Origin of the sequence: Kitasatospora sp. NPDC048407 (genome assembly GCF_043200475.1) — a bacterium.
Classification (GTDB): Bacteria; Actinomycetota; Actinomycetes; order Streptomycetales; family Streptomycetaceae; genus Kitasatospora.
This window is the reverse complement of record NZ_JBICXW010000008.1, coordinates 38,635-61,797: the sequence shown is the minus strand read 5'-3', so window position 1 is coordinate 61,797 and position 23,163 is coordinate 38,635. Positions and strand designations below refer to the sequence as shown.

Sequence of the window (23,163 nt, the reverse complement as noted above, 5' to 3'; positions counted from 1 at the left end):
ATGCGATGCGATCCGAGAAGCCCCGACCGGCTTGGTCGGACGTCCGGCTCCAACGCAACCGTGCAGACGTTCCCCACTGGGCCCCCTCCTGTCCTAGTGCATCTGTTGCGGAGACCTTGCAAGGTACGGGTGGAGAGAGTGTGATTCCGGCCGTGTCCGCCTGGATGACCGGCATCCTGCCCGGCGATCGGCGACGGAGTCAACGGTCTCGCGAACTTCCTGGCCCGAAAGGGCATTTGACCTGCCCAGACGATACTGAGGTCGTTTGCAGGCGACCGGCGGGAGCGAAGCCGGCGGCACCTCCTGGACCAGCAGTTGGGGCCACTGCGGCTGCCCCGGGCCCGGCCACGGGACAGTGGACGACAGCGAGCGGCCCGGACCCCGGCACCGGATGCTGACCTGATTTTCATTGCGTAGCAATTTCCTGACGGACCATCACCCGGATCGTGTCGTGTTCTGTAGCCTTTCGATGCTGTGCATGGGGGAGCCAGCACCGTGAACGTCGGGGAGGGCCCAAGTGAGCGTCCACGAGGCGCGGCGCGGCAGCGGACAGGCGGTGCGGATCGAGGACGAGGACGAACAACGCCGGTTGCCTGTCTACCATCTCGTCGGTTTGGCGGCCGGGGGCGTCTTCGGGTCGGGCTGGCTGGTGGGCGCGCAGAAGGCGTACGAGCAGGCCGGTTCCAGCGCCTGGCTGGCTTGGCTGGTCGGCGGCGGGCTGATGCTGGTGGTGGCCTGGGTCATGGTCGAACTGAGCAGTGCCGCGCCCAAGACCGGCGGGCTGATCTTCCTGCCCCTGCAGAGCAGTGGACCGCTGGTGGCGACCGTGATCGCCGCCGGGCTGTGGATCTTCTACGCGATCAACTCGGCCAGCGAGGCCCTGGCGATGACCCAGGGCCTGTCCTGGAAGCTCCCCGGGCTGCTCGTCGACCACCGGCTCACCCTCGTGGGCTGGGGGTACACGCTGGCCTTCATGATGCTGATATGTGCGGTCAACCTGATTGCACCGCGGCTCCTGTTCCGCTTCTCCACCGCCCTGACCCTGGCGAAGGTCGCCGTCCCGGTCCTGGCCGTCGCGCTGCTGCTCACCCACGGCGTGCAGCGCGGCATCCTGCCGTCGGCCGCCGATCCGCGCGGGCACGGCGGCAGTGCGGTGCTGGCCGCCGTGGTGAACAGCGGCGTGATCTACGCCTACGTGGGTTTCCAGGCGCCACTCGAACTCGCCGGGAACGTCAAGCGGCGCGGGATCGGCGAGGCGGCCCGGCTGCGCTGGGCGGTCTTCGGGACGATAGTCGGCTCGACCGCCCTGTACATCGCGCTGCAGGTGGTCTTCGGCCGGTACCAGACGCACTGGCAGCCACTGGGGTCCCCCTCGCACCAGGCCGTGGACGGGCCCGAGTCGCCCTTCGTCGACTTCGCGTTCGCCGCCGACCTGAACGTTCTGGGGTGGCTGCTCAGGATCGACGCCGTGGCCTCGCCGTTCGGCGCCGGCCTCGTCTTCGGACAGGCCGTGACCCGCGAGGTCGCCGCGCTCAGCCGGGCCCACCTCACGCACCGGGGCCTGCAGAGCGCCCGCAGGGCCTCGCTGCGGCAGCGTTACGACGTCTACTGGCTGATCCTGCTGGCCGACTTCTTCATCGGGGCGATCGTGCTGTGGCTGGCCGGCGGGAGCTGGGCCCCGCTGACCGCCGTCACCGGGGTCCTGACGCTGATCATCTACGCCTTCCCCGGGGTGGTCCTGGTCTCGCTCCGGAGCAAGCTGGGCCGGCACTCCTCGCGACGGCGCACCGTCCACGAGGGGCTGGCCCGGGTGAGTTTCACGCTGATCGCGCTGATCCTCTACGGCGCGGGCTGGGCAAGCATGTGGCGCTCCATGGCCTCGCTCGCCGGCGGCAGCGCCCTGCTGCTGATACTCCCCGTCCTCTCGCGCCGGCTCCCACTCCTCGGACGGATCTACGACGCCAAGGAGCACGTCACGCTCCTGCGCCACTGGCGCACCAGCGCGGCGGCCCGGGCGGCGATCTGGCTGACCGCCTACCTGGCCGCGCTGATGCTGCTGACGCTGCTGGGCAACTCCTCGGTCGGGACGCACCAGGAGTTCGCGGTGGGCGTGCTGGTGGCCGCCCTGGCGCTCGGCGCCTTCGAGATCCTGGTCAGGACCTCGCGCCAGCACGTGGGGCAGGAGGCCCCGCTGCTGCCGGCGCCGACACCCGCCCCCGACCTAACGAAGTGAGCGGACAACTTCCGCCGCCTAACGAAGTGAGCGGACGACTTCCGCCGCCTCCGGGTCGTAGCCCTTCTCCCGCAGCAACTCGACCGCGTTCTCCCGGGCGTGGGTGTCGGACCAGCGGCCCACCGTGGCGCGCAGCAGGAAGAGCCTGCGGTCCGCCGGCAGCGTGCTGTCGGGCTCGCGCAGCCGGGCGACGACGGCCGCCACGTCCTGGTGGCTGATGCGCTGCTCGTTCTCCAGGCAGCGCTCCAGCAGGTCCCAGCCGTCGCGCCCCGCGTCCCGGGCGTAGAGGCGGACCGCGATCTCCGCGATGACCAGCGCCGACCCCTCGGACCAGCTGCCCGGGTCGGAGGGGTCAGCCAACTCCTTGAGGGCGAGGAAGACAGCGTCCGAGCGCCCGTCGACGCGCAGCCTCGTGACGTAGTCGACGAACAGGGCGGGGTCGGCGCCGTCGCCGAGCACGTGCGCGGTGAGCTTGCGCGCGGTCCTGCGCGCCACCCGGTAGCGGTCGCTGGTGCGCTCGACTCGGCCGAGCAGCTCGGCCAGTTCGATCCCCGAGCGGCCCTCGACCTGTTCGGCCGCGGCGATCCACAGCAGTCGCCGGCACTCCGCCTCGGCGTTGAAGTTCGCCAACACCTTGTCCAGGTCGGCCACCCTCGACCGCGGCCGGGGTCCGGTGGCCCCGCCGACCCCGACGGCGACGACGTCGGCGAGGAGGTCCTTGGTGGTCCGGGTGAGGATCTGGGAGCGGTGCCAGGCGATGACGAGCTCGGCGAGCTCGTCGTTGCTGCTCCGGGCCGCGGCGTGCCGGCGGATCTCGTCGCACTTCTCGGGCCGCGTCGTCGCCAACTGGCCGCATATCTCGACGATGTCGTGCCGGGACAACCGGGCGCCGACGTGTTCGACCAGGGTGTCGGGGCTGCCCGTCTCGCTGGCGATCAGCCGGGCGACGATCCGCCTGGTCGCGATCACCTGCTCCGGGTCGGCCAGTTGGGCATCGACCCAGTTCTCCAGGATCTGCTCGGCCGGGCTGAGCTGGTAGAGCGCCCCGACCAGGTCGTGGAACTCGGCCGGGTCGGTGTCCGCCGCCTGCGTCGAACCGTGCCGGTCGATCGTGGACAGGGTCTGCAGGAGCAGCTTGGTGGCCTCCGGGTCGCAGCCCTGTTCGCGCAGCAGGATGTAGAGCAGCGCCTTGTCGAGATTGGTCCGTCCGGAGCTCGGCCGGGTGAAGACGCGCAGCGTCTTGTCCACCGGCCCCTGCGCCCGCCGGCACTCCCGGACGAAGACGGCGACGTCCGGCGCGGTCCGCTGGCAGGCGACGTCGTGCACGATGCCGTCGGTCAGCGGTGTGCCCCGCCCCGCTGCGCCGCGTCCCTCGGCCTCCCACTGCTTGCACGCGAGCTCCGCGGCCTGTTCGGCGCTGCGGCACAGGGCCGCGGTCGCCAGCATGTTGACGGAGTCCCAGTAGTTGAGGCGGTCCCGCGCGGGGAGGGCCGGGCTGGACGCGGGCATCGACGTCGAGGCCGCCGTGAGCAGATCGTCGATGGAGCGACTGACGGCGAACACGTGCAGCAGGCGGATCGCGGTGGCGGGCTGCGCCCCGTCGTCGTTGGCCGTGCCCAGCCGGATGGCCTGCATGCGACGCACGAAGCTCTCGATCGAGCAGGTGGTCACCCACCCGTAGCCGAGGGCCGAGGGGCGCTCCGGGCCGCCCCCGGCGGCCTCGCCCGGCAGGCTGCCGCTCATGTGCGCGGCGCCCGCTCCACCCGGTTCCAGTACCGGGCGAAGGTCTCGGCCTCCTGGAACCGCGTGTTCGCCTTCTCGTCGAGGTGGCGCGCGAGGGACTGACTGGCGTCGTCGGGCCTCCTGCTCAGCGTGCCGACGATGTCCCCGACCATCCGCTCGTCCCCGAACAGCACGTCGAGCAAGTAGTCCTGATCGAGCATCAGATGCCGGATCCAGTCCTCGGCGCTGGCCGGCACCTGGCTCTGATCCCGCAGCCGGCGCTCCATCTGGTTGGTGAACAGCGGGGTGCCGTCCCGGGCGTCGTTGAGCAGCATGCCCGGCGCCTGGTGCGCGCAGTCCTCCATCTCCCGCCGCACCGCCTCGCGCAACAGGCCGATGGTCAGCCGGTCCTTGTGGTCCTTGGTGCCGCCCTGCAGGACGCGCAGCAGGTGTCCGCTGAACGGTGTGCACCGGTCCAGCGGTGCGGGCAGGCTCGAACAGCCCTCGGCGTCGGCGGCCCTGACGTTCCTGACGGCCGTGAAGACGCAGCTGCCCTCGTCCCGCCGGCCCAGCACCCCGGGCAGGACCAGCGCCTCGTCCCCTCCGCTCAGGATCGGCAGCATGTTGGAGTAGCAGCAGTCGGCTATCAGGACCTTCAGCCGCGCCTTGGCCTTGCGCATGGCGCGGTAGAGGTACCAACTGGAGAGCCAGGTCCACGGCTTGTCCTTGTACGAGGACCCCACCGAGAAGTGGACCTGACCGCCCGGCACGTCGCTCCAGTACTGGCCGTGGCCGACGTAGACCACCAGCAGGACGTCCTCGGGCCCGGTCGCGTCCGCGGCCCCCTGCAACGCCCGCATGACGTCGTCCGCGGTCCGCGCCTGCTCGCCGACCAGGACGCGGTAGCTCTCCGGGCCCCACATCGCGTCGCCGGCCAGGGCGTGCCCGTACATCAGGGCGCTCGCGCGGATCGTGGGATGGCCCGGCAGGCCCGAGTCCTCGGCGTACTCGCCCGGTCCGATCACCAACGCCCGGGAGGCCATCTCAGCCGTCCCGCTCCTGCGCACCCGTCGCCTCGGTGCCGGGCAGGGCCTGCGCGTCGACCGCTGCCTCCGGCCTGTCGAGCCGCTCCTCGCGCCAGCGCTCGACGACCTGTTTCACCCGCTCCAGCACCGCCTCGAAGGCCAGCTCGGTCGTCTTGCTCACCACGGCGACCAGCAGGATCTCCACCAGGCCACCGCTGAGGACCTTGCCCTCGTCGACCGGCTCCTCGCGCCAGCCGAGGCCCGTCTGCGCGGCCAGCTCCTCCAGCAGCCGGGACGCGTCGTCCAGCCCCAACGGCCCCTTGAGCGACACCGAAATCCTGGTCCCCACGCCCGCCCCCAGCCAGCCGCCAACCCTTGCGCCCAGCGTACCCGGCCCAACGGTCGGACACCCGCGAGTCACTGATGAACAGTCAGTCGAACTCGGCGACCCACCCGACACCGGCGCCCGGCCGGGCCGGGCCGCCAACAGGGTGAGCAGCCAGGTCCGGATGTGACCGCTTCCCCTGCGCGGTCGTTGGACGGGGCATGGCCACCGCCGGAGGACCAAGTGCAGACGTCGACCTGTTCACGACGGTCAGGATCGGGGACGTCATCGGCCCCCGCGTCGACTGATCCGCAACCGAGTCCCCGAGCGGGCCTTCACCGCTGACACCCCTGGAGGACAGCTCATGACCGTACGACGCGTGACCGCCACTCTCCTCACCGCGGTCTTCGCGGTGGGTGTGCTCACCGCCCCCGCCCAGGCCGAACCCCGTTCCGCCGCGCACCGGGCGGGTGTCCAGCGCGCCGAGGGCAACGAGGAGGAGGAAGGGGGACGCTGGCTGGAGTGCCACCCGCACAGTTCCAGGGACTGGTGTCCGCTGCTGGGCCCGGACTGGCACATGAAGTTCTGGCAGTACTGCGACAGCATCTTCGGCAAGCAGGAGTACTGCGTGCAGACCCCGGCCCCCACTCCCACGGATGTCGCCGCCCTGCCCCCCGGCGGCTGACCACCCTTGCCCCGCTTGGCTGTTCGTGCCCCGCCGCACCCGCGGCGGGGCGGTTCCACGGGACTTCCGACCGGGAGGTCAGAGAACGCCGACGGTCTTCCAGGCGTTGTTGACGGCGTCCAGTTCGGTCCCGGTGCCGTAGAGCTCCTCGGCGACGGTCGCGGTCAGCTTGGCGAAGTCGGCGAACTTGGCGTCGCTGGAGAGCTTGCCGCCGGTGGCGGCGTCGTACCAGATCCGGCCGGCCTTCTCCCAGGCGTTGCCGCCGATGGCGGTCGCGGTGAGGTGGAAGGCGCGGTTGGGGATGCCCGAGTTGACGTGCACTCCGCCGTTGTCCCGGTAGGCCGGCATCTCCCGGTAGTCGTCCGTGTGGGCCGGCTGGGGGTCCTTGCCGATCCGATCGGGGTCGTCGTAGGCGGTGCCGGGTGCGGCCAGTGAGCGCAGGGCCTTGCCCTTGACGCCCGGGGCGAGCATCCCGAGGCCGAGGAGCCAGTCTGCCTGGTCGGCGCTCTGGCCGAGCGAGTACTGCTTGACGAGGGAGGCGAAGACGTCGGCGACGGACTCGGAGAGCGCCCCGGAATCGAAGGCGTACACGAGCTCCGGGTTCATGATCTGCCGGACCATGCCGGCCGCCACGACGTCGAGGATCTCCTGCGGGCGCAGCTGGTACACCGTGCCGTCGCCGTCGCCGAGGACGAACTGCTTCCCGTCCCAGAAGGCGTTGGGGAACTTCTCGCGATAGTGGACGGTCACCCGCAGCGGGCCGCCCTCGCCGTCCAGGGAGTTCCTGCCGTACACGTCCCGGAAGAAGTCGAAGGTGGTGCCGAGCGCGTCGTAGACGCTGTTGACCAGTTCGTCCGTGCTCGGGTCGTCGCCCTCGGAGCGCACCAGGGTGCCGGGCAGGGTGTCCTTGGTGCCGGCGTCGTAGACCTCGCGGCGGGGCGTGGGAGCGTCTTCGGTGTCCATACGATCCAGTGTGGGTGCCGTCGGGTGCGGCGACGTGCTTTCGGAGGTTCCCGGTCGCGTGTCCGGGCTCCCGTGGTAGGGCGGGAAAGTGACGTGCAGTCGGTGCGCGACCGGCCCGCCGGGACGTTCGCGCTCCGCCTGCACCGTGTTCCCGGCCTGGTGGCGGGTGTCGCCGCCGTGGAGAGCGCCGAACTCGGCAACCTGGCCGGCCGCACCGACGGCCTCCTGTCCGACCCCGCTGCCCTGCGTGAGCAGCTGGCCGGACTGGAGGAGACCCTCTCAGGCCTCCACGCCGTAGTACTGGGCGAGGAAACCGATCACGTCGTCGGCGTGCGGGAGCAGCTCCGGCAGTTCCCGGGCGAGCGTTGTGCGGGTGGCCGCGGACAGTTCGGGCAGGCCGGTGGCGGCGCCCTTCACGTAGGGGTCGAGGCGGCGGACGAGTTCGTAGTTGCTCTCCACGTCCAGCTGCCGCATGGCCTTCTCCAGCGGGGGCGCGTCGGCCGGCGGGATGTCGGGCAGGACCCGGCTGACGAAGGTGACCCGGTGCAGGACCCGCCAGCACGGCGGCTTGCGGTCCGACTGACGGGCCTGGCGCAGCGCCGCCGCGTTGGGGTCGTTGCCGTTGTTCAGCCAGGTGGGGTCGACGACCTTGTGGAAGAAGCTGTCGAAGTGCTCGCTGTCCTCACCGAGGTAGAAGCTGAGGAAGCGGTAGGCGTCGACCTTCCCGGGTACCTTGACGGGGTTCCCGTCCTGGTCGAAGACCGGGTTGCGATCGGTGTCGTAGCTCTGGAGGTTGCTGCTGGGGGCGACTTCGACCTCCAGTCCGAAGGAACGGGTGGCCTCCTTGCCGCGGGCCCGGGTGGCGGTCATGCCGCCGCCGACGGAGGCGTCGAGCTGGGCGCCGATGCCGATGCCGGCGATCTGGAAGGAGGTGCCGATCGAGGTGCCGACCGAGCCGGAGAGTGAGTACGAGCCGGACGTGGTCTCGCTGACCACGTCGGTGGTCTCGGTGGTCTCGGCGAAGAAGCCGCCGGCGGCGGTCCACACGTAGGTGTTGACCAGGTCGCGGCGGGAGAAGCCCTGTCCGGTGGCGCTGTCGGTGGCGTCCCGGCCGCGGGCCGGGGCGGCGTCCGCGCCGATGGCGCCGCCGAGCACCCGGCCGGCTTTCTGGGCGAGCGGGTCGGGGGCGTGGGTCTCGGTGGAGACGCTGTCGTAGTAGCTGTGCAGGCGCTGCTGGTCGCGCTGGATGCGGCGCTTGAGCGCGTACGCCTCGCGGGGCTTGAAGTAGCTGTACTCGCCGCGGTCGCGGCCGCCGCGGTAGTCGGGGTCGGCGACCTTGCCGCGCTCGTCGAAGCCGACGGTGCCGTCCAGGGTGCCCTGCTTGGTGTAGCGGGGGTTGATCGGGAACGGGACGACGTTCCAGTCCTTGGGGATGTCCGGGTTGGGCTGGATCCGGTAGGCGACCAGGGCGCCGCTGTGTGCCAGGCGCAGCGCGAAGACGTCGGCGGTCTGCGACTGGACGACGGCGAAGCCGGTGTTGGCGGGGACGTAGCGGCGTCCGGCGGTGGGGTTGAGCAGTCGGCCCGGGTCCTCCCAGTGGCCGGTGAGCGAGACCTTGGTGGTCCGGGCGGTGTTCTCGCCCTGGGAGACGGAGGTGTCCTCGGCCCAGCTGTTGGAGAACTCCAGGTTGCCGCGCACGCTCGCCGAGACCCCGCCCTTGGCGATGGACTTGGCGATGCCGAAGCCGAGCGGGGCGGTGATCATCCAGACGTCGACATCGACCTCGTTGGAGAGCGCGAAGCCGAAGGCGGCGTCGACGCTGCGTTCCTTGGCGGAGGACAGCGAGCGGACGACCTGTTCGGCCTCGGTGAGCCTGACCGTGGAGGCGCCCTCGAAGGTGTCGCTGCCGGGGTCGGTCAGTCCTGCGGTGAGGTTCTCCGAGGGGATCGGCGGGGCGCCCTCGACGTAGCCGATGAGCTGGGGGTCGAACTGGATCTGGCTGACCCACTCGCTGACCAGTTCGCCGACCTTGTAGCCGGTGATCAGGTACCAGCGGCCGTCCTGGAGGTAGCTGTAGGCGCGCTTGAGGACGCCGAAGGCCTCGCCGCGCGAGCCATACTGCATGTCGGCGTACTCGGCGACCGCCGGGGCGGCGGAGATGCTCTGGTGGAAGGGGGTGCGCAGCCCGGCCAGGGCGGAGCGGACCTGGGCGGCGTCGTTGGAGACGGGTGCGCCGGAGAGCACGGTGCGCGGGCGGGTGGCCGCCGGGCCGAAGTCCAGGTGGTTGCCGCGCAGGCCCTCGTCGCGGACCTGGGCGCTGTCCGCCTCGGTGGAGTCCCGGTCGAAGGGCCAGTAGGCGACCAGGTCCTCCTTCTCGCCCTTGAGCCGGGTGAACAGGTTGTCCAGCAGCTGCTCGTGGGTGCGGGCGGTGCGCCAGATCCGCACTTCCTCCAGCACGCCGTCGAAGGCCTCGGCGGGCTTGCCACCCTTGAGCACGGCGCCCAGGGTCAGTTGCGGGTCGCCGCTGTCGGCGAAGGCGGCGGTGTCGGGCACGCCGGGGGCGCCGGCCGGGTCGCAGGCCACGGCGACGCCGTTGCGGTAGAGCCGGAAGACGCTGCCGCGCGGGTCGGGGTTGCGCACCCAGCGGGCGCCGCGCAGCCGGGCCGGGTGCGAGCCGGTGGCGTCGGCCGCCGTGCTGCCCGTGTTCTCCTCGAAGCGCCAGTGCGCGACCAGGCCGCGGTCGCGGGCGGTGACGGCGGTGCCGAGCCGGGCGGCATCCCGGGCGGTACCCCAGATCCGGACCTCGGCGAGCACCCCGGTCAGCTGCTGTGCGGTGGCACCTTCACGGGCCCGGCCGAGCTCCAGCGACGCGTCGTTGCCACGCGGCCCGGGGCCCTCGTAGCGGGCGGCGCCGGCCTCCCGGCCGTCCAGGTGGAAGCGGATGTCCTGCCACTCGCGGACGGCGAGCGACTCCACCAGCTCGACGCTCCGGGTGGTCGGCCTGCCGTCGGCACCGGCCACGGTGATCTGCTGGGTGCCTTTCTGCTCCTGCATCGAGCGGCCGCCCTTGCGGACCACGGCGATGCGGTGGAACTGCCCGGCCTTCACGCCCTCGGTGGAGGTGAAGCGCACGGCCCGGCCGTCGGGCTCCTCGAAGGCGAACTCCAGCCGCCCGTCCGGCAGGACGACCAGCCGGTACGGCACGCTGCCACCGACGCCGTCTGCGGTGCGGCCCTTGGAGAGCAGGCCCTGGGTCTCGCCGAGGCGGTCGACGCGGGCGAACACCTCCAGGGTCAGGTCGTCGGCGATGTCCAGCGCGTCGTCGTCCGGCACCTCCAGGTGGGCTTCGCCGGCCAACTCGACCGCCCAGGACTGCTGGTAGGCCAGCGCGATGTGGCCCCACTCGCGCAGCGGGAAGGTCTCCCGGCTGACCACCCGCCGGTCGCCGACGGCCGCGACGACCCGGTAGCCGCCGTCCGCGACCGGCGAGCGTGCCGGGACGGGGGTGGGCATGCCCCGCAGTTCGGCGTGCCGGTTGTTGCCGGAGCGGTCGGCGAGCACGGCCTGCGCACCGGGTGCCGGTGCCGAGTACGTCCAGTAGCCGAGCAGCCCCGGCTCGGTGCCGTTCAACCGCCGCCCCTGGTCGGCCCGCAGCTCGTCGCCCCCGCGGGACTTCGACCAGAGCCGGACCTCGTCCAGCCGGACGGAGGCGAACTCGCGGGGATTGAACAGCACCGTGCCCAGTGAGAACCGGCCCTGCCCGCGGTAGGAAGCGTTGGCGGTGCGCCGGGCGATCTCCTGGCCGTCCCGGTAGATCACCTGCTGGCGGGTCTCGCGCTGGAAGACGCAGGCCCAGTGGTGCCACTTGGTGTCGCCGAACAACTGGGTGGTGTCCAGGTCGTCGCCGTAGAAGGCGAAGGTGAAGCGGCCGTTCGAACGGAAGCCGATGTGCAGGCTCTCGCCGGCCCGCCCCTGGTCTCCGCTGTGGCCGAGCACGTAGTGCGACCGGCTGTCGACCGCGGTGCGCTGGGCCCAGAACTCCACCGTGAAGTCGCCGTCCCCGAAGCCGAAGGCACCGGGCACCACGGCGGCGTCGTCCGCGCCGTCGAAGACCAGCCCGGAGACCGCCTGGGTGCCGAGCAGGCCGAGGCCGTACGGGGTGTCCCCGGCGTTGGCGTGCAGCAGCCGCACCGGGCCCTCGGCCCGCTCCGGGTTGATCCAGGTCTCCAGGGTGAGGTCGCCCGGGGTTCCGGCCCGGGTCAACTGCCCGGCGGGCAGGGCGAGGTAGCGGCCCTTGCCGTCGAAGGCGTAGGCGCGGCCCGGCATGTCGGCGCGCCAGCGCCCGCCGTGGCCGCGCACCAGGCCGTCCGCGCGGCCGAGGGGCAGTTCCGCCAGGCCGCCCGGGTCGACGGTGATCAGCCGGGAGCCCTCGGCGAGGACGGCACCGGGCTGGGAGGACGTGGACCAGCGGTGGTCGTAGCGCACCCGCTGCACGCTCATCCCGGGCTTCAGCAGGGTCAACTCGGCGCCCTTGCCCAGGCGCAGCGACTTCGACCCGGCGGGGTGGCTGCCCTCGAAGCGGAAGCCGTGGCCGCCGACGGTCACGAAACCGGGGCCGGCCAGCGGGGCGAGAGTGCCCTCGCTGAACTGCACCACGTCGCCGTCGATCCGCAGCACCGTGCCGATGGTCACGGGCTGCTCGGCCGCGCCGTTCACCACGGCGGCGAAGTCCTCGGCCCGGCGCGGCAGATGGGACCACTTCTCGGTCTGCCCGTCGTGCCGGATCGTCAGGGTGACCTGCGTCGGTCCGTCCCCGGCCTCGACGGTGATCTCGGTCGGGCCGAGGTCGGTGGCCGCGTCCCGGGCCGTGAACGAGACCGTCCGTCCGCCGGAGGGCAGCTGCCGGGAGGAGCGCAGCACCTGGGTGTCGTAGTAGGCGGCGAAGAACTGGCCGTTGGAGCCCCGGAAGTAGAGCACGACGTTGCCGGTGGCGCTGTCCAGCAGGAACGGGCGGTCGGCGGCGCGGGCGAAGCCCAGCAGGGCGCCGGAACCGCTCAGCCCGGTGCGGTCGACGGCGAGCTGCGGCACCGGCAGGGCGATGTCGTCGGAGCCGCGCACGCCGCCGGTGAGCCGGCCCAGTTCGTCCTGTGTGGCGGCGAGGCCGGCCTGCTGGGCGGCCAGGTCGCGGCGCAATTGGCCGAGCCGGTCCTGCTTGGTGGCGAGGAGCTGGAGGCGATCGGTGAGTTCGGCGATCTGCTGGTTCAGCCGGTCGGTGGCGGGGCTGGACTTCAGCGAGTTGTCGATCCGCTCCAGGATCAGGATGCTCTCGCCGGAGGAGTTGACCGCCCCGTAGTCGTACTGGACGATGCGGTCGCCCTGACTGTCCCGGGCCGCGATCGGTTTGCCGCTGTGGCGGGCCACCAGGCTGTTGCCGTTCCAGGTGTCGAGGGCGAAGTGGGTGGCGCCGTTGTCGGCCTCCCGGGGGTACTGGATCAGGGGGATGTCGTTGCCGGTCCTGCGGTCGTCGACGTTCATGTCGAGTCCGGAGTTGGCGTTCCGGACGAAATAGCAGGTGAAGCCGTTGAACGTGGTACCGGTCGGCTCGAAGGTCCAGACCGTCGACGCGGCCTGCTTGTCGGCGGTGCGCACCAGCGGGGCGACGCGCTCCTTGCTGTCGCCGTTCACCGCGAGGTACTGGTCCTTGCCGTCCTTCTGCAGCTTGAACCGCAGCCGGTAGCGCCAGTAGGCGGGATCGTTCTCCAACGTGGCGCGCGCCTCGGCCCGTTGGCGCTCGACCTCCGGGGTCTCGGCGGTCTCCAGCTGGAGCCGGGTGATCTCGGCCTCGGTGGCGGCGATGTCCCGTCCCAGCCGGGCCACCTGGGCGTCCAGCTCGCCGGCCGCCTCCACGTTCCCGCTGGACTCCGGCGCGGCCAGCACCGGCAGGGTCAACTCCTCGGGGACCTGGGCCAGTCGGCCGTCCCGGCCCACCCCCAGGTCCAGGGTGGCGACGTACGCCTCGTCGGTGGCCGCGCCGGTCGCCGGGTCGGGCCCGCCGGTGGTGCAGGCCAGCAGCACCCTGGCCTGGCGCTTGACCGGCCTGGCCGACTGGTCGTAGCCGGCCGGCGCGGCCTCCTGCTGGTGGTGCAGCAGCGCGGACAGGCCGGAGACCACCCGGCGCCCGGTGAAGCCGAAACTGCTCCGGCTCACCGCGGAGTCCTCGCCGACCGGGGCCTCGGAGGTGACCCAGGCGGGGCCGCCCCTCAGCGCGGCGTGCCGGGCGTGGTCGGTCTGGTCGCGCAGCGTGGTGCCGGAGCCCTCGTCGAAGCGGTAGTAGACGGCCAGGCCCGGCTCGTTGCCGACCAGGCGGCGGCCGCGGTCGGCGGCGATCTCGGCGCCGCCGCGGGAGCGGTGCCAGATCCGGACCTCGTCCAGCTCGGCGCGCCCGTACGAGCGGATGCCACGTCCGAGGGTGAGGCCGCCGAGGCCGGCGTAGGGCATCTCGGTGGTGCGGCGGCCGAGTTCGACGCCGTCGCGGTAGACGATCTGCTCGCGGGTGTCGCGGACGAAGACGCAGGCCCAGTGGTGCCAGTCGGTGTCCGTGGTGCGCTGCGGGATGTTCAGGTCGTCGCCGTAGAAGGCGAAGGTGAAGGTGTCGTCGCCGCGGAAGCCGATGTGCAGCGTGCGCAGCCGGACGCCGCTGGTCGCGCCGTGGCCGATCAGGAAGTCCTGACGGCCGCCGGTGGCGGTGCGCCGGGCCCAGAACTCCACCGTGAAGTCGCGGTCGGCCAGGTCGAGGGCGCTACTCGGCAGCTCGGCCACGTCGTCCACGCCGTCGAAGCGCAGCGCCGTCCCGGCCCGCCCGCCCTCGTCCGTCGCCGGAACCAGCGGCCGGCCCGTGAACGGGCAGGCGCCGGGCGCGCCCTCGTGGACGGCGTCCCGGTAGCGCGGGTCGGGGCTGGTCCAGGCCTGGGTGCCCTGGGTGTTGAACAGGCCGTCCCGGCCGCGTTCGACGCTGAAGCCGTCGATCCGGCCGCCGGCGTCGTTGTGCGCGAAGATCTGCCAGCGCTCCCGGCCGTGCACCGCGGTGGGCACCAGCAGGGCGGTGAAGCGGCCGCCGGAGAGGTTGCGGACGAAGGACAGCTCCTGGGTCGGCTCGACGAACGGCCGCCCTTCCATGTCCTGGGTGCCGAGGCTGTCCTTGGCGGAGTCCGGGCGGCCCTTGTGCCGGCTGCGCCGGTAGCGGACCTCCAGCACCGGCTTCAACTCGCCGCCGGCCAGCACGAAGCGGTCGCACAGCAGCGTCGCGTCGACCACCGCGAGCCTGGCCTCGCCGTCCCTGGCCAGGTAGTCGGTACGGGCCGGGTCGCCCGAGGAACCGGTGCCGTCGGCGAGCCGGAACACCGCGTCGGGATGGTCGGCGCGCACCGACTGGCGCAGCACGTACAGGTGGGTACCGTCGGAGATCGCATGGAAGGGGGCGGCGGCGCCGAGCCGGGCCGTGCTCGACAGGAACCGGTCCAGCTCCTGCTCCTCCAGCCGCTCCGCCGCGTCCGCCTCGACCCGCCCGCCGCGCTTGACGACGGGCATCCGCACCGTGCCCGCCACCGCGTAGCCGACCCGCGCCACCTCCGCCGGGAAGCGCAGCGGCAGCGGGTCCTCCGACCAGTACGCGGCGTCCGCCTCGCCCTTCGCCTCGTCGTGCTGCGACAGGTCCAGGACGCTGTAGACGATCCGCCGCTGATCGTCCATCGCGAACGCGACCGTACTTCCCTGGTGCCGAACTGTCGTGGTGTGCACGTAGGCGCGGTCGCTGTAGACCTTGAGCAGATGCTGGTCTTCGGTCACGAAGGGTGCTCCCGGGAAGCTGTTTCGCGGTGATGGACTCATGCGCACCCGAGGTCACTGCCAACCCCCGATGTGCACACAGTGCAATCAACCTGTCGCAGAGGATCACCATCGTCAAGGGCGCATTCCCTCCGCCGCGCGCCGGGTGGCCGGCCTCATCCGGAACCGGCACGGCCGCCCCTGGCCCGGCTGGCGGTGCGGCGGCTCTCAGCGGTCCACGCCACCCATCGCCGGGTCGATGCTCGCCACCGCGACGACGACGTCCGCGAGCATGCCGCCCTCGCGCGTGCTGGCGCGTCCTGCACCGCGTCACCTTTGTCAGCCGCAAACTCCCCGAAGTGATGCCCGCCGACGCGCCCCGCTTCGGCCTGGAGAAGGCCATGCGCGCCGTGGACGTCTCCAGCAGCTTCGAACTCGTCCGCCGCCTGGAGCCCTACGTCGACCCGGCCGCCCAGGACACTGGCGAACTCGTCCGCCAAGTCCGCGAAGCCATCACCCTCCTACCTGCCCGAACTCACCGACCACACCGACCAGATCACCCGCTTCATGGCCGCCTACTGCGGCCTCGCATGCCCCTCCCCGCACTGCCGCCGGCCACCCCGGCCGGCGGCAACCGGAAGGACAGTCAGGCACGCGGCCCGCCGCACCGCCACCGGGTCTGCCCGCGCAGGTGCCGCGTCGGAAGCGACTGCCGGTCCGGCCCGGCACCGCGCTGCACCGGCGCCGGAACCCGGCGGCCGACCGCGCACCCCGCCGTGCCCCGGCCCTGCACCCCGCCCCGGAGAATCCGGGCTTGAAGCGGACGTACTCCTCGCCCACGACTTCTTCGAAAGGGTCGCCCTGCCCGGAGCGAATCCCACGCCTCCGGCCTGCCGCGTCACCGGCGGCCCGGCCACTCGGGGCGTCCGGACCTGGCTACCTGGCCCGCCAGGCATCACGCGCGGTCTCGACGGCGTCGACGGCGCGCAGCCATCGTCCTTCGATCCCCTCCAGTACGGTCAGCCGGATCCAGGTCCATCGGAACCACCAGGACAGTTGCCGGAACGGGATGAAGGTCAGAGCGTCCCTGATCGCCGTGTCCGCCACCCCTCCGAGTCCTTCCGCTCGCAGCGCCGCGTAGATGCCGGGAGTCAGGCGGCCCGAAGTTCGGGCGAGGTCGCCTGCGGCCACGCAGGCCAGCTGCCGAACCTCGAACCGGTCGGCTCCCAGAGCACGCTCGACCCTCGCCGCGACAGCCTCGAACCCGTCGCTCGCGAAGACCAGCTTGATCACCTCGGTACCGGCGTCGGGGTCGCCCCGATCGAGCGCGGCATCGAGCGCGGCGTCGACCGCGGCAAACCTGGGATCGATCCCGTCCTGCATGGCCGGCGTGCCCTCCCTGCTTCGCTCATCAAGCCCTGCCCACTCCTCGCCGGGCGTCTTCGCCGGGTCCGGACCCGCTCCTTCCTGCATGGTGTCGCCTCGGACGGGCCGGTCAGGAGTGGGCGCCCCCGCCCGGCTCGCCTTCGGCTTCGGTCGCGAGGGATCCGCCGTTCCGGATCCGGTGCGCCATCAGGCTGCGGAGGGCGCGGAGGTGGGGCGTCTCGCCGGGCAACGCGGAGATCGTTTCCCCGGTGCGGAGGACGACGCCGACCTCGTGGTCGGCCGTGGTGACGTGGTGGATGTCCCGCCACGGGTGCGCCGTGCCGTCGACGGTCAACGCGGCGGCGCTCAGGGTGAATCGGCCGTAGGTGACCGACTCTCCCCGGTCGAGTCGCTCCTGGGCCCGCGGGACTTCGTAGGCCGCGAGCAGCTCGGCGAACCGGTCCGCCTCCCGCTGCCCGAGGAATCCGAGCAGTTTGGTGCCGGCGGGGGAACGCAGCTCCAGGCAGCGGTGGTAGGAGGTTCGTGAACTGCTCCCTTGGCCACTGCTGCTCCTCAGGGCCCGCATGAACTCGAAAGGGACGACGTCCTGCCAGGAATGGGGTTCGCATCCCCGCTCGGAGGCGATGACCATGCCGGATTCGTACCCGTACACGATGGGCGCCCTGGCGGTGTCGCGTCTGTCGCGTCGGACCGTGAGCACCACGACGGCCACCGCCGCGACAAGGAGGACGACTCCCATCAGGCTCGGGGCCGACCCGAAGCCCGTGGCCGCCACCAGGGCGACCCCGAAAACGATGAGCAGGACCGCGCCCATGCACCCGCCGACGAAGGCGGCACTGCCCGGCATCTTCTTCCTGGCGACGAACGAACCGAACCCCTCCGCTTCGGCCACGCTCCGCGCCTCCGGCGTATCCTGCTCCGGCTCAGGTGCGTAACCGTCGCGACCAAGCCGAGCGAGGTCCCGTTCACCGTCCACCAGCCCCCACGCCGCCCCAGCGGCCGTCAGCGCGGAGAGCACGATACCGACCCACAGGAGCCTGTAGTCCTGGTCCGCCCTCCCCAGGTCTCCCGGGTGGGCCGGGTCTACCCGCAGCGTCACGGGAAGAGACCCCCCGAAGTTGCCGTCGCCGAGGTACTCCCGCCCGTTCACGACGTAGGAGTAGTGGCACTTCTGCCCGTGCTCACCGGAGTCCTCGCACTCCACCGTCAGGGCCTGGACCCGAAGCGTCGCGGTGTCGTCGAGGTCACGGCCATGGAACCAGACGCTGACGGTCAGCGCGAAGGCCACCGCCGCGACGCACAGCACCAGGACCCAGGCGAAGGCGAGGACGGCGGTCGCCCGCCTCTTCACCTCGTCGGCCGGCACCTCGCGGATGCGCCGGGGCCACGCCACGGCCACCGCGACGAGGCCGAGGCCCGTGATCAGCCAACCCGCTTTCCACTGCGGCGAGAACCACGTCCCCGACGCGGTGGCGAGAGCCCCGGCCACCACCACGCACACCGCGGCCACCGCCGCACCGCGCACCGGACCCGGCTCGGCCGACTTCCCCGTACTTTCCTGATCGGTCACAGGATCTCCAAGGTGAGAGCACATCGCCAGGCATTCGCGGGTGCCGCGAGTCGGGGTACCGATCTCGGGCGTTCAGCGCGACCAGGCGCAACAGGTCGGATTCCCGGCGGCTCTCGACTTCTCCTCGGCCGCTTCGCCGCTCACCCCAATGCCCCTCCGTCGTAAGGCAGTTGTGGCAGCCTGGCGCTCGGACAACAACGCGACTCGCCGTCACGGACACTACTGGAAGCCATGCCAGTGGTGGAAGTGGTTCCAGTACCGGGCGAGTGTGAAGTCGCCCCCGTGGCAGCGAAAGAGTCCTCCCGAACGACGCGACGGGCGGCCGCGACGCGGCAGGCGATCGTCGAAGCTGCCGAAGCCCTCCTCGGCGCGGGCGGACCGGCGCCCGTGGCCGGGCCCTGGTCGCCCGAGAGCTCTACCTGCCCAAGTCCCGGGCCGCGGACCGGGACCGCTGCCGCGCGGCGAAGATCCCCCGATGAACGGGACTTCCACACCAAGGGCGACCTGGCCAAGGCCATGGTGCTGCGTGCGCTTGCCTCCGAGCTGCCCATCGCCTGGGTCACCGCGGACTCGGCCTACGAGCAGGAGGGCCGCTTCCGGCGTCGGCCATGTCCTGGCAGTGCCCAAGTCCCAGTTCAGCGCAGGCTGTCCACGGATCGACCGGCTGTTCGCCCAGGCCCCGCCGAGGCTTGGGAACGGATCTCGTGCGGCAACGGCGCCAAGGGCCCGCGCGTCTACCACTGGGCGGCCGTCCGGCTGCCCGCCGTGGCCGAGTACGACTACCAGGGCGAGACCCAGGTCCGCCGGCGGTGGGCACTGCCTGACCAAGCCCGACGAGATCGCTTACTACCTTGCTTACTCACAACTCGATACGACCGTCGAGCAGTTGGTGCGAATCGCCGGGACGCGCCGGTCGGCCTTCGGTTGACCTCCGTGGCGGCGCGCACCTCCAGCGCGGGCACCCGGGCGGCACAGAGCAGACCCTGCCATCGTTCGGCGGCGTCAGCGGACGAAGATCCGGTGCGGGGTGTTCGTGGTGGTGGGCTGGTCGCGGTCCACGCGGACGCCCGAATAGGTCTTTGCCCCGCTGCGTACGCCGAAGCTGGTGGCCACGGCGAACAAGCCGGTCACGCCTGCCAAGCCGGCACCCGCGCCGCTGCCGCCGATGAGACAAGCGATGACAACAAGGCCGATCCCCGCCACGAGCAGGAGCCAGCCGAGCGTGCTGCGGGTCCGCTGCTTCTGCGCGGCGGTCGGCTCGGATTCCAGCACGACCTTGATCGGGACGCGGCAGTCTCCGCACACTACGTCGAGAACCACGGACCCCGTTTCCGGGCGTCGGCTCGCGCCGAGCGGGAACAGGTGCCACTGCGACCGATAGGTCGTGCTGCGCAGCCCCTCGGTGCGGGTCATGCTCGTTCGGTGGCCCAGGCGAAACTGTGAGATCTCAGTGGGTACGCTCATGGATCTCGCTCCGTTCTCCCCGTGCACGGTCCCCCACAAGTCCGCGCGAGTCGCGATGCTAACAGGCGCGCATGTACACGACGAGGCCATCAGGCAACGCCCAGGCGGCGACCTCAGCCGCCGGCTGACGGACCAGCAGATAACGCACTTCGGCTGGTGATCCGGCGCCACACCGGGTCGACATGCTGGACTCGCTCGGGATGCTGTGGTCGATGCCGTACGCGCGGTTCGAGGCCGGCCTGGACTGGGCCCGGGTCCGGGCAAAGGGGCCCGGCAGGAGCCTGGCGCCCGTTGCGCCGCCGCCGGTCGCCCGACCCCTGACGGCACATCCGGCTGCTCCATGCCGAGAACTGTCCCACCCGTTGACGCCCTCCAGGAGTTGGGACACCGCGGTGCGCTGTCGGCAGGGATCAACGAGATTGAGGGATGACACGGGAGCGGTTCACGCTCCCGCCGGGATGGCCGCCAGGGTCGCCCTCGCGACGTCCCGGGCCGACGCCTCGCAGTCGGGGTAGGTGCCGCGCTTCAGGTACACCCGGATCACCAGGTTGCCGGCGCGTACGTTGAGTTGGCATTTGGGGCCGGTGGTGGTGGCGTCGAGCCAGTCGGCCTGGTCGCCGAAGCCCAGGCCGGTCTCGGGCCGGTTGCCCGTCCCGGCGAAGTCCTGTTCGGCAGCCCGGGTGCCGTTCTGGGCGCGGGTCGAACGGTACATCTCCCAGGAGACGATGCCGCTCTCGTCCGGGATCGGATCGCCCTGGCGGAGGGGGGCCGTGGGGAACCAGTGACACTCGGTCTTGGAGTGGTTCCCGATGTTCGTGTCCGATCCCTTGTCCGCCCGCAGCTGATCCTTCATCGGAATAACGGACGCCATCTGCGCGCAGGTCGGCATCGTGTAGTAGGCGTCGGGCAGTTCACTGCCGCCGCCCGGCTGACCCAGCAACAGGTAGCCGCCGACGCCGAGTCCGGCCGCGATCAGCCCGCCCACGACCCACCACCTGATATGGCGTGGGGCGCGAGGACGGGGCGGTGGGACGGGGAGGTCGGGCACCGTGCGCAGCGCGGTCGGCGGGGCGTCCGCAGTGGGCGGCACCGGGTGCTCGGCCCCGCCGCTCAGCAGCTGCTCGGCGCGGGCCCGCTGCGCCGCCGCCATGAGCTGTAGTGGGGGGCGGGGAAGGGGCGGTGGGACGGGGAGGTCAGGCACAGTGCGCAGCGCGGTCGGCGGGGCGGCCGCGGTGGGCGGCACCGGGTGCTCGGCCCCGCCGCTCAGCAGCTGCTCGGCGCGGGCCCGCTGCGCCGCCACCATGAGCTGCACGCCGGGTGGCCACGGCTCGGTCGCCGGGGGCACCGGCCCGAGCAGGGCCAGTAGTTCGGCCGGCGTGGGGCGGTCGGCCGGCTGCTTGGCCAGGCAGCGCGCGACGATCCCGTGCAGGGCCGGCGGCAGGGCGGTCAGGTCGGGTTCGGTGTGCACGACGTTGTAGAGCGTCTGCAGGACGGACGGGCCGGCGAACGGGCTGTGGCCGGTCGCCGCCAGCACCAGCACCGAGCCGAGCGAGAAGACGTCGCTCGCCGCGGTCAGCTCCCGGCCGTCCGCCTGCTCCGGCGACATGAACTGCGGAGAACCGATCACCCAGCCGGTGCCGGTGAGCTCGGTGGTCTCCCGCCCCTCCGCCGCGCGCGCGATGCCGAAGTCGATGACCCGGGCCCCGTCCTCGGCGAGCAGCACGTTCTCGGGCTTGAGGTCGCGGTGGACCAGGCCCGCCCGGTGGATCTCCGTCAGGGCCGTTGCCAGGCCGACCGCCAGCCGGTGCAGTGCCGGTCCCGGCAGTGCGCCGGCCTTCCCGACGGCTGCGGCGAGCGACGGGCCGGCCACGAACACGGAGGCCAGCCAAGGCTGTTCGGCGTCCGGGTCGGCGTCCAGCACGGCCGCCGTGTACGCCCCGGAGACCCGGCGGGATGCGGCCACCTCGCGCCGGAAGCGGGCCCGGAAGTCGGGCTCGGCCGCGTGCCGGGCGTGCACCAGCTTCACCGCTGCCGGGCGCCCGTCCGGTGTGACTCCGAGCAGCACCCGGCCCATGCCGCCCCGGCCCAGTTCGGCGAGCAGCACGTACGGTCCGGCCTGCCGGGGCAGTTGGTTCTCTCCGCTCACAGGGCCGCCACCGCCGCCAGGCCCTGGCGGGCCATGTCCTTGGCGAGGTTCTGGCAGGCCGCCCCCCTCGGGTAGTGGACGCCCTTGACCATGATGAACATCTCCACGTTGACGTCCCGGGCGTACAGCTCGCAGTTGGCGTCATCGGGGGTGGCGTACCACATGCCCTCCTCGCCGACACCGAGGTTCGGGTCGCGCGGGGTCTTGGCGCCGAGGTACATGCCCTCGTAATGCTGCTTCGCGAGTTGGGCACCGGTGAGGCCCCCCGGTCGGGAGAGGAAGAGGTCCCAGTAGACCCCGACCTCGTCGCCCGAGCGGCTGTTCCAGACGCAGGAGTTCGCCGGATGCTGCTGCCCGTCCGGGCCGGGCTCCTGGCCCACGCCGTCACTGTTGCCGCTGGGCACGCCGAAGTCGGCCGGAGCCTTGATGCTGCGGTCGGCCTGCGCGCAGGTGGGGAGGGTCTTGGTGTATTTGTCGGCGACCTCGGCGAGCGGGGTGCTGCCGGGTGTCGGCACGGGGTCGGGGGCCACCGCCTGGTACACCTTGTCCGGGCCGGCTGTCAGCACCAGGGCCGCCACGGCGGCGAGCACCACACAGGACGCGATGACGGGGACGAGCCAGCGGGGGCGGCGGCGTGGGGCTGGGGGCTTCGCGACGGGGGCCGTCATGGTGGGGGCGGTGGCCACGGAGGCGGTCACCGTCGGAGCAGGGGCGACCGGGGGCGCGGTGGCCACGGATGCGGTCACCGCCGGAGCAGGGGCGACCGGGGGCGCGGCCTGCGCCAGCCGGGCCGCGGTGCTTCTCTTCTCTTCGATCTGCGCGTACACGCTCGCCGGCCACGGGCGTGCGGTCGGGGCCAGCGGGCCGACCAGCTCCAGGAGCTGACCGGACGTCGGCCGGTCGGCCGGCTCGTTCGCCAGGCACGGGTCGACGATCCGGCGCAGCCCGGCCGGGACCGCGGCGAGGTCGGGCACGCCGTGCGCGACGGCGTGCATGACGGCGAGCGGCGAGTCACCGGCGTACGGGCTACGGCCGGTGGCGGCCGTGACGAGTGTGACGCCGAGCGAGAAGACGTCGCTCGCCGGCCCCGGCTGCTCGCCGCGCACCTGCTCGGGCGACATGAACGCGGGCGAGCCGATCACGGCTCCCGTGCGGGTGAGCACCGTCTCGTGGTCGGCGGCGCGGGCGATCCCGAAGTCCACCACCCGGACGCCGTCGGCCGTCAGCAGGACGTTCGACGGCTTGAGGTCCCGGTGCACGAGCCCGACCCGGTGCACCTCCGCCAGCGCCTGCGCGAGCCCGGCAGCGAGCAGGCGCACCGTCTGCTCGGGCAGCGCCCCGCCCGCCTCCAGCGCCTCGGCGAGGGTCGGCCCGGCGAGGAAGAGCGAGGCGAGCCAGGGGGTGGGCGCATCGGGGTCGGCGGCGATGACCGGTGCGGCGTACGCCCCGGAGACCCGGCGGGATGCGTCCACCTCCCGCCGGAAGCGGGAGCGGAACCCGGGGTCCTCCGCGAGGTCGGCGTGCACCCGCTTGATGGCGACGAGCCGCCCGTCCGGCGCCACCCCGAGCAGTACCTGCCCCATGCCGCCCTGTCCGAGCACCCCGGCCGTGCGGAACGGTCCGATGTGCGTCGGGTCGTGAGATGCCAGTGATTGCACGCCAGGTCCCCCTTGCCCGCGAGTCTAATGCCTTGCCGAATTGGCCGCCTGCTAGATGGGTCCCGAGCAGGCGGCCAACTCCTTTCACGCAAAGCAAAGTTGACCCCCAAGCGATTGCTCGCGCGGTTCGCACGGCCTGACGGAGGCCCAGGTGTCACCTCG

The 23,163-nt window shown here is 72.2% G+C and carries 12 protein-coding genes; 2 read left to right on the top strand and 10 right to left on the bottom strand.

Going from position 1 to position 23,163, the window contains the following annotated elements:
• Window positions 1-517 precede the first annotated feature (517 nt).
• Entirely contained in the window at window positions 518-2,233 is a 1,716-nt protein-coding gene (locus tag ACGFWJ_RS17300) for an APC family permease (RefSeq protein ID WP_392950140.1), read from the top strand.
• 18 nt (window positions 2,234-2,251) lie between these two features.
• On the opposite strand, the gene ACGFWJ_RS17295 is transcribed toward ACGFWJ_RS17300, so the two are convergent.
• The 3 genes from ACGFWJ_RS17295 to ACGFWJ_RS17285 are packed head-to-tail and all read right to left on the bottom strand — an operon-like array spanning window position 2,252 to window position 5,329.
• On the bottom strand, window positions 2,252-3,976 hold the full coding sequence (locus tag ACGFWJ_RS17295) for a hypothetical protein (RefSeq protein WP_387858794.1): 1,725 nt from the start codon (window positions 3,974-3,976) through the stop codon (window positions 2,252-2,254).
• Window positions 3,973-4,998 (bottom strand): hypothetical protein, encoded by a 1,026-nt coding sequence (locus ACGFWJ_RS17290; protein ID WP_392950136.1) that lies wholly within the window; start codon window positions 4,996-4,998, stop codon window positions 3,973-3,975. The genes ACGFWJ_RS17295 and ACGFWJ_RS17290 overlap by 4 nt, the downstream gene beginning before the upstream one ends.
• 1 nt (window position 4,999) lies before the next feature.
• Window positions 5,000-5,329 (bottom strand): hypothetical protein, encoded by a 330-nt coding sequence (locus ACGFWJ_RS17285; protein ID WP_387636498.1) that lies wholly within the window; start codon window positions 5,327-5,329, stop codon window positions 5,000-5,002.
• 355 nt (window positions 5,330-5,684) lie between these two features.
• On the opposite strand from ACGFWJ_RS17285, the gene ACGFWJ_RS17280 reads away from it, so the two are divergent.
• Window positions 5,685-5,990, top strand: a complete 306-nt coding sequence (locus tag ACGFWJ_RS17280) for a hypothetical protein (RefSeq protein WP_392950129.1) — start codon at window positions 5,685-5,687, stop codon at window positions 5,988-5,990.
• A 78-nt stretch (window positions 5,991-6,068) separates the two neighbouring features.
• Here the strand turns inward: ACGFWJ_RS17280 and ACGFWJ_RS17275 are convergent, their stop codons facing one another.
• From ACGFWJ_RS17275 to ACGFWJ_RS17245, 7 genes are all read right to left on the bottom strand, one after another.
• Complete coding sequence (locus ACGFWJ_RS17275; RefSeq protein WP_392950126.1) at window positions 6,069-6,953, bottom strand: M4 family metallopeptidase; 885 nt, start codon at window positions 6,951-6,953, stop codon at window positions 6,069-6,071.
• A gap of 279 nt (window positions 6,954-7,232) precedes the next feature.
• The gene (locus ACGFWJ_RS17270) at window positions 7,233-14,798 is read right to left on the bottom strand and encodes a LamG-like jellyroll fold domain-containing protein (RefSeq protein WP_392950124.1); all 7,566 of its coding nucleotides are present in this window, start codon (window positions 14,796-14,798) and stop codon (window positions 7,233-7,235) included.
• A 915-nt stretch (window positions 14,799-15,713) separates the two neighbouring features.
• On the bottom strand, window positions 15,714-16,250 hold the full coding sequence (locus tag ACGFWJ_RS17265) for a hypothetical protein (RefSeq protein ID WP_392950121.1): 537 nt from the start codon (window positions 16,248-16,250) through the stop codon (window positions 15,714-15,716).
• A 22-nt stretch (window positions 16,251-16,272) separates the two neighbouring features.
• The gene (locus ACGFWJ_RS17260) at window positions 16,273-17,733 is read right to left on the bottom strand and encodes a hypothetical protein (protein WP_392950118.1); all 1,461 of its coding nucleotides are present in this window, start codon (window positions 17,731-17,733) and stop codon (window positions 16,273-16,275) included.
• 1,002 nt (window positions 17,734-18,735) lie between these two features.
• Window positions 18,736-19,146 carry a hypothetical protein gene (locus ACGFWJ_RS17255; protein WP_392950115.1) on the bottom strand — a complete coding sequence of 137 codons (411 nt, stop codon included), beginning with the start codon at window positions 19,144-19,146 and terminating at the stop codon, window positions 18,736-18,738.
• 493 nt (window positions 19,147-19,639) lie between these two features.
• Complete coding sequence (locus tag ACGFWJ_RS17250) at window positions 19,640-21,343, bottom strand: serine/threonine-protein kinase (protein WP_392950112.1); 1,704 nt, start codon at window positions 21,341-21,343, stop codon at window positions 19,640-19,642.
• Window positions 21,340-23,001: a serine/threonine-protein kinase gene (locus ACGFWJ_RS17245; protein ID WP_392950109.1), complete on the bottom strand. Its 1,662-nt coding sequence runs from the start codon at window positions 22,999-23,001 to the stop codon at window positions 21,340-21,342. The genes ACGFWJ_RS17250 and ACGFWJ_RS17245 overlap by 4 nt, the downstream gene beginning before the upstream one ends.
• Window positions 23,002-23,163: the final 162 nt, after the last annotated feature.